This is a genomic window from Hymenobacter sp. YC55 (genome assembly GCF_029433095.1).
In the GTDB taxonomy this organism is placed as follows: Bacteria; Bacteroidota; Bacteroidia; order Cytophagales; family Hymenobacteraceae; genus Hymenobacter.
In genome coordinates this window covers 28,003-41,032 of record NZ_JARNTX010000009.1, presented here as the reverse complement: position 1 = coordinate 41,032, position 13,030 = coordinate 28,003, and the positions used below count along the sequence as shown (strand labels likewise).

Annotated in this window: 11 protein-coding genes; 7 read left to right on the top strand and 4 right to left on the bottom strand. The window is 55.0% G+C overall.

Annotated features, from left to right (window positions below; genetic code table 11):
- Positions 1-114 precede the first annotated feature (114 nt).
- The 7 genes from mobC (P1X16_RS29105) to P1X16_RS29075 all read left to right on the top strand — a co-directional run bounded on the left by mobC (P1X16_RS29105) (position 115) and on the right by P1X16_RS29075 (position 10,388).
- Positions 115-435, top strand: coding sequence for a plasmid mobilization relaxosome protein MobC (gene mobC, locus P1X16_RS29105; RefSeq protein ID WP_089334235.1), 321 nt, complete (start codon positions 115-117; stop codon positions 433-435).
- The gene (locus P1X16_RS29100; protein WP_089334234.1) at positions 432-1,274 is read left to right on the top strand and encodes a relaxase/mobilization nuclease domain-containing protein; all 843 of its coding nucleotides are present in this window, start codon (positions 432-434) and stop codon (positions 1,272-1,274) included. Before mobC (P1X16_RS29105) ends, P1X16_RS29100 begins: the two co-directional genes overlap by 4 nt.
- Positions 1,275-1,314: 40 nt before the next feature.
- Positions 1,315-3,324, top strand: coding sequence for a conjugal transfer protein MobC (gene mobC, locus P1X16_RS29095; RefSeq protein WP_089334233.1), 2,010 nt, complete (start codon positions 1,315-1,317; stop codon positions 3,322-3,324).
- Position 3,325: 1 nt separating this feature from the next.
- Positions 3,326-3,769, top strand: a complete 444-nt coding sequence (locus tag P1X16_RS29090) for a helix-turn-helix transcriptional regulator (RefSeq protein ID WP_089334232.1) — start codon at positions 3,326-3,328, stop codon at positions 3,767-3,769.
- A 114-nt stretch (positions 3,770-3,883) separates the two neighbouring features.
- Entirely contained in the window at positions 3,884-6,691 is a 2,808-nt protein-coding gene (locus P1X16_RS29085) for a DUF3945 domain-containing protein (protein ID WP_179225600.1), read from the top strand.
- Between the two features lie 129 nt (positions 6,692-6,820).
- Positions 6,821-8,890: a toprim domain-containing protein gene (locus P1X16_RS29080; RefSeq protein WP_089334230.1), complete on the top strand. Its 2,070-nt coding sequence runs from the start codon at positions 6,821-6,823 to the stop codon at positions 8,888-8,890.
- 406 nt (positions 8,891-9,296) lie between these two features.
- On the top strand, positions 9,297-10,388 hold the full coding sequence (locus P1X16_RS29075; RefSeq protein ID WP_245855421.1) for an IS110 family transposase: 1,092 nt from the start codon (positions 9,297-9,299) through the stop codon (positions 10,386-10,388).
- Here the strand turns inward: P1X16_RS29075 and P1X16_RS29070 are convergent.
- The 4 genes from P1X16_RS29070 to arsB all read right to left on the bottom strand — a co-directional run bounded on the left by P1X16_RS29070 (position 10,385) and on the right by arsB (position 13,021).
- A complete protein-coding gene (locus P1X16_RS29070) occupies positions 10,385-10,618 on the bottom strand; it encodes a GDCCVxC domain-containing (seleno)protein (protein ID WP_071884577.1) in 234 nt (77 codons plus the stop codon). The genes P1X16_RS29075 and P1X16_RS29070 overlap by 4 nt on opposite strands.
- A 14-nt stretch (positions 10,619-10,632) precedes the next feature.
- Positions 10,633-11,250, bottom strand: coding sequence for a mercuric transport protein MerTP (merTP, locus tag P1X16_RS29065; protein ID WP_044017963.1), 618 nt, complete (start codon positions 11,248-11,250; stop codon positions 10,633-10,635).
- A complete protein-coding gene (locus P1X16_RS29060) occupies positions 11,247-11,630 on the bottom strand; it encodes a metalloregulator ArsR/SmtB family transcription factor (RefSeq protein ID WP_044017964.1) in 384 nt (127 codons plus the stop codon). The genes merTP and P1X16_RS29060 overlap by 4 nt, the downstream gene beginning before the upstream one ends.
- 302 nt (positions 11,631-11,932) lie before the next feature.
- The gene (arsB, locus tag P1X16_RS29055; RefSeq protein ID WP_089334424.1) at positions 11,933-13,021 is read right to left on the bottom strand and encodes an ACR3 family arsenite efflux transporter; all 1,089 of its coding nucleotides are present in this window, start codon (positions 13,019-13,021) and stop codon (positions 11,933-11,935) included.
- Positions 13,022-13,030: the final 9 nt, after the last annotated feature.

The window sequence follows — 13,030 nt, the reverse complement described above, 5'->3', positions numbered from 1 at the left end:
TGACACCGCCAAGTTCGCAGGCTCACTTGGCTTGGCTTGCTAAAGCAGACGACATAAAATAGCCTCATAGATGATTTAGACGTAGCTTAGTCCCACTACTCAACGAAAGCCCCTATGACCAATGAAGCAACCCGGGAACCAGTAGAGCCAAACCGCGACCAGCAAATTAATTTTCGAGTAACCGAGCAGGAGAAGAATAAAATTATAGCTAACGCAAAGGCCGCTGGCTACAAGAAGTATTCTGATTATCTGCGCACCCTTGGCGTACAGGGCGAGGTAAAAGAAGTAATGCCGCCAGAGCTACGGCGGCAGCTCGTAGGCATTGGTACCAACCTTAACCAGATAGCGAGGCGCGTTCAGTCCAGCACCTTGTTTAACACCGACGAGGCCCACTTGAAGCAAGCCTTAGCTATCATTCGCTCCTACCTGAAATGATAGCAAAAACAGTAACCGGCAGCGATTTTGAAGGAGCCCTACTATATGGTGCAGGCTTGCGCCGTGGCAAAGGAAAAGAGCCTGAGGATGCGCCTTTACTGGTAGTATCTAATGTGATTCCAGGTAGCCCTAAAGAAATGGCTGAGGATATGCAGGCCACCGCCGCGATCAGCAAGAAGATACAGAAACCAGTATGGCATACGGTGCTTTCGTGGAAGGCCGACGAGGTAGTAACCCAGGAGCAAAAGGTAGCCGCAGCACGGCGTTATTGTGAGTTAATTGGCGCCCCAATTGACCGTCACCAGGTAGTCGTTTATGAGCACCGGGATAAGCAGCACGCCCACGTTCATATCTACCTAAACCGAGTGCCGATTGACGGAGGCCCAGCCCTACGGACTGATAATAATTTCTACCGTCAGCCAGCCATCACCAAGCAGATAAGCCAGGAGCTAGGGATGCAGCCGATACCCGAACGCCGGCAGAGTTTGGCCGATGTGGACCCCATCAAACAGGCAACCCGAGAACTGGTACGCGAGGCAGTAAAGCAGCTCGTAGCCCAGCCCGCTAATAGCGGCCCGCAGTGGCTGCAAGAGCAGTTAGAGCAAAGAGGTATTGCTACTCGATACCGCCACGACAAAGGCGGCATCCTACGCGGCGTTAGCTTCGAGCTAGAAGGAGTAGCAGTAACCGGCCAACAAGTCGGGTTCAAAGCGGCCCAGCTCCGCGAGATGTTCCCGGCTAGCCAGCAGCAAGTGCCCACGCTGCCAACACCTAGCAGCGAGGACGAGGACGAGGCCAAGACCGCCCCCAAGCAGAGGCCGCGAGGCACACGATTATAGAATTGTACTTATTTAATCCACCCCATTTAATAGTAGTATCATGGAGGACGAGAAGGCACTTAAAAAGATAATGGAGTTTATGCGGCTCTTTGCCATTGTGCTGATAGGCATAAACATCTACTACTACTGCTACGGCTACTTTAGTTTGATGGGATGGAGCGCGGCCGTGGTGGAGCGCATTATGGGCCAGCTTACCAAAAACTCATTCTTGTTCAAGGCTAGCTGGGTGAGTAAAACGCTAGCCGTGGTTTTCCTGTTGCTGAGCTGCCTTGGCACCAAAGGCCGGAAGGATGAAAACGTCAAGGGTATTTCCGTGGCAGGATATGGCATCATCGGCTTAACCCTGATTTACGGCTCTGACCTTATCCGCAGCATTGCTATGTCGCCGCTGGTCGCCACTGCTCTTTACTCGTTGTTGCTTGCCGTGGGCTTTCTGTTGCTGCTGAGCGCGGGTAACTGGCTGAGCCGCCTATTCAACAACGACTTGATGAAAGATATTTTCAACAAGGAAAATGAGTCGTTCCCCCAGGAGGAACGGCTTATGCAAAACGAGTTTTCGGTGAACCTGCGCACAGAATATCAGCTGCGAGGCAAAAAGCGCCAGGGCTGGTTGAACGTAGTAAATCCGTTCCGGGCCACAATGGTCCTTGGTACTCCCGGTAGCGGTAAGTCCTTCGCCGTGATAAATGAGTTCATCCGGCAGCACCTGGCCAAGGGCTTCTGTATGTATATCTACGATTACAAGTTTGACGACCTGAGTCGCATATGCTACAATACGCTGCTAAAGCACCAAGACAAGTTCGACAAGCCGGTGGGCTTCTACGTTATCAACTTCGACAACCCGCGCAAAAGCCACCGCTGCAATCCGCTGTTGCCCGAAATGATGACTGACATTGTAGATGCCTACGAGAGTGCATCTACCATCATGCTAAACCTCAATAAGAGCTGGATTAGCAAGCAAGGCGACTTCTTTGTAGAAAGCCCGATCAACTTTGTAGCCGCTATCATCTGGTTTCTAAAGCTGTTCGAGAAAGGCAAGTATTGCACCTTCCCCCACGTCATAGAATTTCTAAGCCGGGACTACGAAGAAATCTTTCCCGTACTGGCCTCTTACCCCGAGATTGAAAACTTAGTAAAGCCGTTCGTTTCGGCCTTCCAGAAGGACGCGATAGAGCAGCTAGAGGGACAGATTGCCAGTGCTCGTATTCCGTTGGGTAGGTTGGCCAGCCCGCAGCTCTATTGGGTAATGAGTGGCAATGACTTTACGCTCGACATTAACAGCAACGAGGAACCCAAAGTGTTGTGCGTAGGCAACAACCCGGATCGCCAAGCCATCTACGGTGCCGCACTTGGGCTTTACAACGCCCGCTTGGTGAAGCTGGTAAACAAGAAGGGCAAACGGAAATCTTCTATCATCATCGACGAGCTGCCCACCATCTACTTCAAAGGGCTGGATAACCTGATAGCCACGGCCCGGAGCAATAAGGTTTCGACCTGCTTAGGTTTCCAGGACTTCTCCCAGCTAGAGCGCGACTACGGCCAGAAGGAAGCCGAGGTAATCAAGAACACAGTAGGCAACGTTTTCAGCGGCCAAGTATCCGGGAACAGTGGCAAATGGCTGAGTGAGCGGTTCGGTAAGATTCTGCAAAAGCGCCAGAGCCTCAGTATCAATATGCGCGAAACCAGCACCAGCCTATCTACTCAGATGGATAGCATGATTCCGGCAAGCACGATTGCTAATCTAACCCAGGGCAACTTTGTTGGGGCCGTGGCGGATAACTTCGGGGAGGAAATAGAGCAGAAAGTTTTTCATGCTAAAATTCAAGTTGACATTAAAACTGTCACTGCTGAGGCGAAAAACTACCAGCCAATTCCCGACATTACCAGCTTCATAAACCCTGCTACTGGCAAGGACGAGGCAGACGAAATGATACAGGCCAACTTCAGGCAAATCAAAACTGACGTTAAAGACCTTTGTGCGCGGGAGTTGACCCGAATCAAAAGCGACCCTGACCTAAAGCACCTCATCAAAGAGAAAGCCGAAAAGTAAAATGAAAGAAGCCGACGCGCCCAGCCCAAAGAACAGCGCTCCAAATAGCCAGCGTGTAGGTAAACGGTTGGCCATTATTCGTGAGGAATTGGGGAAGCACTACGGCGAGGCTGAATGGACGCAGGCCGCCGTAGCCAAAAGGACCGGCCTAACGCAGAATATCATTTGGCGGATTGAGCAAGGAGAAGGAGGGAAGATTGAAAACTGGCTGAAAGTAATGGGCGTCTACGAGGCCGAGGGCTACAACCTGAATTGGGTCTTAACCAAGCATAATGGACGAGTTGGAAAGCTTCAAATGGATGAAGTGACAAAAAAGGCTCCCGAGCCAATCCGGGCGGCTGTTCAGAAGACCTTAGACCGCCACATAATAGCCGTTGACGAGAAGCTAGAGGCTAAAATGAATGAAATTAAAGAACTGATAGGAGCGCACTTTCGTACTTCCTAAAATCAATATTACGTTCTGTTTTCAATAAGCCGTATATTGATGGGTAGGAGCCGTAGCGGTTCCTGCCTTTCTTTTTTCTACGCCTATCCTATTCACATAAACCCAACTTTTCCAATGGCAGAGCAGGAAGTAGTATCCACCCCGGAGGCCGTAGCGCCTACCCCAGCAGCCCCGCAGGTTATCTATCTAAATGGTCTGCCAAATCCTAAAGGCGAAATTGACCCCACACTATTAAGCAACACCCAGGCCGCTTACAGCCTCTTTCAGTTGAAGGTGGACCCTAACAACCCCAATCGGGCCGAGGCTACTCACCTACCCGGAGCCGATGCCCAACTCATAAACGGCTACCATGCCACCATGCGGCCGATGTTCCACTTGAACGGTGCGCCCACGTCAGGTGAGGAATTTGTACACACCAACAAGCCCGCCATCTTCGAGCGCCAGGGGGAGAGCTGGAAAATGACAGAGCAGGGCAGAGCCAGCTTTGCTTACAGGCCACAAGGCCCCGAGGGAGCAAACTATCGGGTTTCTATCCCTGAGTACCAACCTATTCAGGACGCGCCTACTACCCAGGCCCCGAACAATACTGATTCAGCAGCCGGCGAGCTACAAATCAGGTGGAGGCAGCAGGATAAAGAGGTAGCGCCCATGTTGGAGCTACGCGCCTATGTAGCCCAGCTTGATAAGGCCGGGATTGCCGTAGGAGCCATGAGTTTCGGGCAGCAGCCAGATGGGAAGCTGAGCAGCAGCTTTGACGTGACGTACGACCCCAAAAGCCCCCTGCTTTTGCAATTGGAAAGCACCCTGCAAGCTATTCATCAGGTGAAAAACGGGGTTGAAGTAGTGGAGAAGTACGACCAGACCGTTAATCGTTGGAACTCCCTCAGCCCCGACGACCAGCAGAAGGTGATGCCGGGTGCAGCACAGGTAGTGGATGCGTTCAACTCTAAGCAGTGGGAAAGAATGAATGCCCGTTTAACCACCGTGCCATCGGAGAATCTGACCGGCCCGGAGCAAGCGCAGCAGAGCGCCGCCGCGGTGCGCGTAGAGCAGGTTACCCAATACCAGGGCGTGAGCCGGGAGCAACTGATTCAGGAAGCCCCGAACGTATCTCCTTTGCCGACTACCGCCGCTCAAGCCCAGCAATCGCAGCTAACCGCACAGGCAGCGGAGTTGGCCAGCGAGGTAGCCACCACTACCGGGGCCACGCGCAATGCAGCTGAGGCCAAACTAGAAACCGTTGCCGACCAAGCTATGAACGGACCTTCAACTAGCAAGGCTGAGAAAGCCGATGCGTTGCGCGATGAAGCAGTTACTAAGCTGGGAGTAGGAGAGCAGCAGCCAGCACCTAAAGTGGCCGCAGCACCAGCCGAAGCCGAGCAGCAGTCGGCAGCCGGTGAGCTACAAATCAAGTGGAAGCAGCAGGGCGAGGGAGTAGCACCGCTACTAGAAATGCGGGCCTACCTAGACCAGCTCAAAGATTCAGGAGTAGCGGTTGGCCCCATGAAGTTTGACCGGGGAGCAGATGGTAAGCTAAGCGGCAGTTTCGGCGTAAGCTACGACCCGGCCAGCCCCGACCTGGCCAAGCTAGAAGGCACCATTCAGGGCTTAAAACGGGTAGGCAACGGCGTCGAGGTAGTAGATACCCCGGAGCAGGTTGCCGCTCGTCGCCGCAGTATTGGGGTGGATGGCCAGGACCAAGCTACCGATTTGGGCTATTCCGTTAAGGAAGCGTTCGGCGTAAAGCAATGGGACGCACTGAGCGCCCAGCTCAGCCAAGCGCCGAAGCAAGCTCTCACCGGCCCGGAGCAAGTACAGCAGGAGGCAGGAATTGAGCGCGTAGGCCAGGTGGCCAAGCAGCGGGGCATCACGAAGGAGGAAGTTATTCAGGAAGGCAAGAGCCTGCTTGATATTGACACCAGCGGCAACCCGGTTTCAGCCTTTCTGAAAAACTTTTACGCCCAGCTAAACGGAGCCCCGAAAACCCGCCAGTCGTTGGAGGTCGATTATGACAAGACCCGCCAGGAGTTGCAGCAACGGTTGACCAGACTTGCCGGTAACGCTACCCCAAGCGACCAGCTAAAGCAGGGCACCCGCGCCGAGCAGGTTATACCAGCCCCCGCAGTAGTTACCCCCGCCGCAACCAGCCCGAGCGTAGCCGCTCCCGCCGCAGCTCCAACCCAGCAGCCCACCGTGCCCGCCCGGGCTCCCAAATTCACGGAGGCCGACATTCCTCAAAAGGTACTCGCTACAATGGGCTTGACGGTGGCCGATTTGAAAGCCAGTGGTCAGATGGAAAAACTGCTTAAAGGAGAGAAAACCGACTTGCTGGCCATGCAGGCCAGCGGCAAGGAAGGGCAGGAGCCGGTGAAATTTGATGCTAAGATGGTTTTGCATCGGGAGGCCAACGGTTCCGCTACTCTTAAAATGGAGTTGCCCAAGCGTCAGCTCGAAATTCCCAACGAGATAGGCGGTCAGCCATTCACCCCGGAGCAGCGCAAGCAACTTGAAACCGAAGGCACCGCGGGCTTGGTACGCGGGCTAAAGGATGAAAAAGGTAATACCTACAATGGCTATGTAGGCATTGACAAAGAGATGAATAAGGTTGTAGTATTGCCGGAAAACAAGGTGTCAATCAAGGACACCATCGCAGGCGTTAAGTTGACACCCGAACAGAGTAAGGATTTGCGCGAAGGCAAAGCCGTTGCTCTTTCCAACATGGCGCGAGGGGATGGAGGCAAGCCGTACGATGGAACGGCTCAAATAGTAGCCTCTAAGGCCAGCATCGTTGTAAAGCCCACTCCCGAGCAGCCCATGCAAAAGCAGACGACAGAAGTTGCGCAGTCCACTACGAAAACTGTCAAAACGGAAGTGCCAACAGTAGAAGCACCTAAGCCCAAGGTACGCGGCCCACGGCTCTAAACTACCCGGCCATCGTAGGCCAAGTTTTCTGACCTCAGAAGCCCGAAAGCCCATCTTTCGGGCTTCTATATTTTCCCTACTACCGCACACACCGAGTGCAGCAAGACCCAACGATTACCACGTACTACAATGGAACACGACCTAACTTTTCAGCAAATCAAGGAGCGCGTAGAACTTCCCGAATTGCTTACTCACTATGGTTACACGCTGCAAAAAGGTGAGGACTTAGCGAAAGGCAAGTGGCATGTTTTCGAGGGTGATGATAAGCTCGTCGTGTTCAAGGGTAGGGGAGGGGATTGGATGTATTTCAACAGCCAGGACGATAGGGACAAGGGTAGTGTGGTTGACTGGATGAAAAACCGGGTGAGCACGGGCCGCATCGCCGGTATCGAGCAGCTACCCGGCCGCAACTTATGGCAGAGTGTAAATGACCACTTCCGAGCTTACCTAAACTTGCCCGAGGCCGAACGCCCCAAGCTCACGTTGCCCCCAATTAGTGAAACCGCCCCAGGCGAGAAGTTTCAAAGCATCTTAACTAAGGACTGCCGCCCGCTGGAAAATACGGCCTACCTAGAAAGCCGAGGTATTACCAAAACCACGTTGCAGAATCCGCAATTTGCGGGCCGCATCCTGAACCAGCTTCATACCGTGCAGCGCGAGGGGATGCCCGCAAAGACGTTTGTAAACACGGCTTTTCCCTCTTACCATGAGGGCCGGATAGTGGGCCTAGAGCTGAAAGGCCAAGGCTTCAAAGGGCAAGCGCCGGAGAGCCAGTTTGCCCGCTCGTTGTGGTTGAGCAAGCTACCTGAAGGGAAGCCGCCAACTCACCTCGTCGTTAGTGAATCCGCCATTGATACGCTGTCCTACGCACAGATGCACCCCGGAGAACGGGCCTTGTATGCGTCCACGTCGGGCACGCTAACACAGAATAAGATTTTTGAAATGAAGCGGCTGATGGGTGAGGAAAGGATACCCGCCATCAAGTCAGCTTTTGATAACGACACCCAGGGCCACCACTTTGATACCAGGCTGCTAGCTGGCTTCGCCAGTGAGCAAAACCCGATGAAAGTAGTTCGGGAGCACCCGCACCTGCTGACCGTGGAAATCAACACAGCCAACTTACCCAGCGTCCAGGCGGTGAGCCAACAGCTCAAAGTGTTCAATGCGAAAATCACGGACCAGTACCACCGGGAAAGCGGCGAGCCAGTTTCACCAGCGATACCGCAGACCCTGCGCGACGAGCTAATTAGTTCGGCCAGACAATACCCGAACACTTATCAGTTTCATGTTCCAATGAACCGGGAGGCACTTGGTGCCTTCAACCAAGCCATCGGTCAGCACTTGCAGTATGACCAGAAAATTGAACTGGTAAAGAGCCAGGGCAAAGATTGGAACGAGGACTTGAAGCAGGAGCAGATGCAAAAGGTAGTCAAGCGAGAGCTTGGCGGCGTAAATGAGAACCAAGTAGGTAAAGCCACGGAGCAGCAGGCCCAGGCCGAAGCCCGCGAGAAGGGGGAGCGCCTAGTTACGGTAGAATTCCGCGAGGGCCGCAATGATATATTACAGCTGAACACCGTACAGCAAGACCTAGAGAAAGCGGGCCTGCGCATCGCCCACGCGACGAGATTAGATAGCAACGTTCCCCGCGAAATAGCTACCGAGCTAACCCTACGATACCGGATAGATTCACCCCAACTCCCCGCTATTAGTGCCGCCCTCGACAACCTAGCCACCAACCCCAGGGCCACCATTAATGAGCCAGTGCAGGATGCCACGGAACGCCGGCAGCTAGTCGCCACCCAGCAGCAGGCCGAGCAGCAGAAGCAGCAGGCAGGCCCACAGATTCAGCCCAGCGATTCACCGGCCCATGACCAAGCCCGCTTGTCGTTCGTGCGGGCCGCTAGTCCACTGGCTAAGGAATTGCGCGATAGTGGCGCGGGCTTGGAGGCTGCATTCTTGCAACAGTTGAGCAAGGTTCTAATTCGACAGCCGGAAATTAAAGGCGCTGACCAAGAGCAACTGAACAAGGTTATGGCCAAGCTCGATAAGTCGCCCGCGCTCAACGAAAGCCCCGCCGCGCAGCAGCTACGGCAGGCGGTGCAGGTGCTCACCACGCCCGCCGTAGCCCCTTCACGGCAGGTGCAGCAGAAGCCGGAGCCGCCAGCACAGGACGTGCGCAAACGTGGCCCCAGGCTCTAATTCTTCGCTTTTTCCCCTTTTGTTCTTTTAAGAAAAAGACCCTTGCCGATGTGGTAAGGGTCTTTTTTTGGGTTCTGCTTTGGTTCGTGCGGTGGCCGGGCTATCCAGGGCTCCGCTTCGCTTCGGTCCTAGCGGACAGCTCCCAATGGTCGCTCCCTTCCTATCCCTTGTATGATTGCAGTGCCTTTCGTAGAAGGGTAGCCAGAAAAGGAAACGAGGTCACCAACTATCCCTAAATGCGGGGCTTCGGCCCTGACATTGCGCGTTAGAGACTGTGCCTCGTTTCCCGTTTTTGCCTGAAGACTGAACAGTATGGAGGGAGCCCGGCGTTGGCATCCCGCATTTGTGCAAGGAGAGTTGCGGTAAAAACCGGACTGGCTAGTTCTTCCCCTTTTTTCATTTCCTTATGCCTACCGCCCATCCCTGCACCAGCCCACTCAAATTTGTCGTGGGCATCGACATTGCGAAAGATACTTTCGTCGCCTGTTTTGGGCAAATTGATGCCCGCCAGCACCTGCGCTTCGGCAAACAGACATCATTCGACAACACGCTGACTGGCTTTGCTGCTTTGCTTAGTTGGACTGAAAAACAAGCGGTGCTGCCGGCTCCCATTTGGTTTGTAGTAGAGGCCACAGGCGTCTACTACGAAGAACTGGCCTATTTTCTAAGTGATAAGGCGCAAGCACTCAGCGTGCTCCTCCCCAACAAGGCGAAGCATTTTGCACAGAGCACCGAGCAAAAGAGCAAAACGGACCAACTTGATGCGCGCTTACTCTGCCGGCTCGGGTTGGAGCGTGCCTTGCCTGCCTGGCAACCGCCCTCACCAGCCTTACGGCAATTACGGGCGCTGGCCCGCGAGCGGCAAAGCTTAACCGGACATGGGGCACGCCTCAAGGTGAAAATCCATGCCTATCAGCACAGCTATCAACCCGATGCCCGTTCCCTGTCCCGCTTGGCCACCCAACAAACACTTATTCAGCAGCAGTTGCTCGCCGTTGACCAGGACCTCGCCGCCTTGCTGGAAGCGGAACCCGAACTTGGTCGCAAGTTGAGACAGCTGACGAGTGTGCCTGGCATCGGTTTGACCACCGCTATCGTGGTCGTCGCCGAAACCAGCGGCTTCGTGCTCGTGGATAACGAGCGGCAACTGGCTTCCTACGCCGGGTTGGATGTAGTGCAACGCCAAAGTGGGCTGTTTGCCGGAGCCACGCGCATCTCGCGCCGAGGGAACGTACGCTTGCGTACGGCCCTTTATCTACCGGCTATCAGCAGCTTGCGTTACAACCCGCAGCAGATGGCCTTCTATACCCGACTGCGGGCGAGACACCCCAACGGCAAGCCTGGTGTGATTGCGGTCATGCGCAAACTCCTCCTGCTTTGCTACTCTCTGTGGAAAAATGACCGGATGTACGACCCGCAGTACCACCCCGCAGTTAACGAATTAGCAGCAGCGCTCGAATCCGTTCACCCCGAAACCAACGAGAAAGCACCAGTTTAGCCGCAGCAACTTCCTGAACCTTGTTCCTGAATGGGCGGACAGGGCACCGAGCCATAAGAGCAGTACACGCAGCAATCACCGGCCAGCGGTTTCAAGACCGTGTGGCAACTCGTGCATTCGTAGAAATATTGACAAGCGTCGGTCGGCATTTGCTCCGCTTGCGCGTGGCCGCATACCGGGCACGTTAGGACGGAAGTAAGCAACGGGGCCTTTGGTTCGAGCGTAAGCATGGAGCAGGGGGAGGTTAGTTCGTGGCCAGCACTTTGTAGCCAGTGCCGTTAATAGCTTGGGCGACCTGCGCGGCGGGGCTTTTGGCCGCATCAAAGCGGACTTGCGCTGTGCCCTGGTCGTAGGAAACGGTCACGGCCTGCACGCCCGGCAGCTGCTGCACCGCGTGCTCGACGTGTTTCGCGCAGGCGTCGCAGGTCATGCCCCCGATGCGGTAGTTCGCCGTTTGCCAGACCGGTCCGGCTGCACTTGCGGCCACTGGAACGGGTGCGACTGGGGTGGGATACAACTTTGCCCCGTAGTAAGGGAAGGCCAGCAGCAGCGCCGCCAGTACCGTTACCACACCTAGGAAGACCTTGGACTGCATAAAGGTGGGTTTTGTGTCCACTGTGCAGCCGCAGGCATCGGCGGCCGGCGCTGGTTTGAGTTGCTGATACCAGGCAAAGCCCAGTGCACCCACGGTAAGGGCTACTGAGTAGGGCCGCAGGGGTTCGAGCCAGGCAAAGGCCGAGGCCACGCCGCCCAGGCCCCCCAGGACCGCCAGCAACGGCGTGATGCAGCACAGCGACGCGGCCAGCGCCGCCACCAAGCCGGCCCCGAGCAGGGGTTTGTTGGAAGAAGGGGAAGTATTCATAAGGCCGATTGAAGCGAAGGAGTGGCCGCTAAGCCCGCCAATAGCGGTTGCAGAATGGGTAAATGCGGTTGGCTGAGGGCATAAAACACGGTCTGGCCGACCTTATGGGCGTGCAGCACGCCCCCATCTTTGAGCTTGCGTAAGTGCTGGGACACGGCCGAGACGGTCATTTGCAGCACGTCGGCGATGTCGCACACGCACAACTGCTGTTCGTCGGCCAGTAGCAGCAGAATTTTTAGGCGCACCTCGTTGCCGGCCAGGGCTAGGACCGAGGCCAGGGACTGAAGGGCCGGCTCAACGTGCGCCAATCGCGCCTGGCACTGCTCGATACGGGCCGTATCAGCGAATACCCGGATGCAGGCAGTAGCTTTTTTAGTCATGGTTATGCAAAGGTACTACTTGCGAATTTAAGCAATTGCTAAAATAAAAAGTTTCTTCTTTTTAAGCTAAAGCGCAGTCTTTGCTTGCATTTCATCACAGTATCTACCGCGAACCAAAGGAAAAGCCCCAGCGCAAAAGCGTAGCTGCTGATGCTCCGCTGCGCTGCGCAACTGCAGCTACGCTTTCGCTACCCACAGGCAAAAGTTGGAGTAGTACTAGAGTAGGAATATAAATTCTTGTTAAGACCTATGTACTGTTGTTAGAACGGTAGTTTCGGAAGCTGCACATTGCTCTTTTGAAGCTAATGACTGCTATACCAGCGGCGGCGGAACCAAAAGGCTACGTTGACCAGGGCAATTAAGGCAGGCACCTCAATTAGCGGCCCGATAACCCCAGCAAAGGCTTGTCCTGAGTTGAGCCCGAACACGCCGATAGCCACGGCAATCGCTAGCTCGAAGTTGTTGCCAGTTGCGGTGAAGGCAATAGACGCATTTTCGGCGTAATCGGCCCCCAGCCACTTACCGGCCGCGAAGCTGAGCACGAACATGATGCCGAAGTACAGGGCTAGCGGCAAGGCAATGCGCAGCACATCTAAGGGAATCCGCACGATGGTTTCGCCTTTCAAGCTAAACATGACCACGATGGTTAACAGCAACGCAATCAAGGTAATCGGGCTAATGGTCGGGATATACACCTGCTCGTACCACTCGTTGCCTTTCAGGCGACGCAGGATAGTGCGCGAGAGAAAGCCCGCCGCGAAGGGAATGCCTAGATAAATGAGCACGCTTTGGGCAATATCCCCGATGCCAATGTTCACGGCGTAGCCTTTCAGCCCAAAGTAGGGCGGGAGTACGGTGATAAACAGCCACGCCAGCACCGAGTAAAACAGCACCTGAAAGAGGGAATTGAGGGCCACCAATCCCGCCGCGTATTCGCGGGAGCCATCGGCTAGGTCGTTCCAGACCAGCACCATCGCAATGCAGCGGGCAATGCCAATGAGAATCAGGCCCATCATGTACTCGGGTTTGTCGGGCAGCAGCCAGATAGCCAGGAAGAACATGAGCAGCGGCCCGAGTATCCAGTTCAGAAACAGCGACAGGCCAATGATGCGCGTGTTCTTAAAGACTGACGGCAGTTGCTCGTACTTGACCTTGGCCAAGGGGGGATACATCATCAAGATAAGACCCAGGGCCAGGGGGACATTCACCGTGCCCACCGAGAAGTAGTTCACCGCGTCATTGATGCCGGGCACCAAGTAGCCCAGGCCCACGCCCAGGGCCATTGCCAGAAATATCCAGAGCGTGAGGCCCCGGTCCAGGCCCGAGAGTTTCTTTTGGGCAACCGCCGCAACGGGCGGCGAGAGGGGAGTAGATTGGTTGAGCGTTGTCATGTAGGGTAA

Excerpts from the sequence above, each read along its gene's own strand:
- mobC (WP_089334235.1), top strand. The coding sequence starts at position 115 with ATGACCAATGAAGCAACCCGGGAACCAGTAGAGCCAAACCGCGACCAG.
- P1X16_RS29100 (WP_089334234.1), top strand. The coding sequence starts at position 432 with ATGATAGCAAAAACAGTAACCGGCAGCGATTTTGAAGGAGCCCTACTA.
- mobC (WP_089334233.1), top strand. The coding sequence starts at position 1,315 with ATGGAGGACGAGAAGGCACTTAAAAAGATAATGGAGTTTATGCGGCTC.
- P1X16_RS29090 (WP_089334232.1), top strand. The coding sequence starts at position 3,326 with ATGAAAGAAGCCGACGCGCCCAGCCCAAAGAACAGCGCTCCAAATAGC.
- P1X16_RS29085 (WP_179225600.1), top strand. The coding sequence starts at position 3,884 with ATGGCAGAGCAGGAAGTAGTATCCACCCCGGAGGCCGTAGCGCCTACC.
- P1X16_RS29080 (WP_089334230.1), top strand. The coding sequence starts at position 6,821 with ATGGAACACGACCTAACTTTTCAGCAAATCAAGGAGCGCGTAGAACTT.
- P1X16_RS29075 (WP_245855421.1), top strand. The coding sequence starts at position 9,297 with ATGCCTACCGCCCATCCCTGCACCAGCCCACTCAAATTTGTCGTGGGC.
- P1X16_RS29070 (WP_071884577.1), bottom strand. The coding sequence starts at position 10,618 with ATGCTTACGCTCGAACCAAAGGCCCCGTTGCTTACTTCCGTCCTAACG.
- merTP (WP_044017963.1), bottom strand. The coding sequence starts at position 11,250 with ATGAATACTTCCCCTTCTTCCAACAAACCCCTGCTCGGGGCCGGCTTG.
- P1X16_RS29060 (WP_044017964.1), bottom strand. The coding sequence starts at position 11,630 with ATGACTAAAAAAGCTACTGCCTGCATCCGGGTATTCGCTGATACGGCC.
- arsB (WP_089334424.1), bottom strand. The coding sequence starts at position 13,021 with ATGACAACGCTCAACCAATCTACTCCCCTCTCGCCGCCCGTTGCGGCG.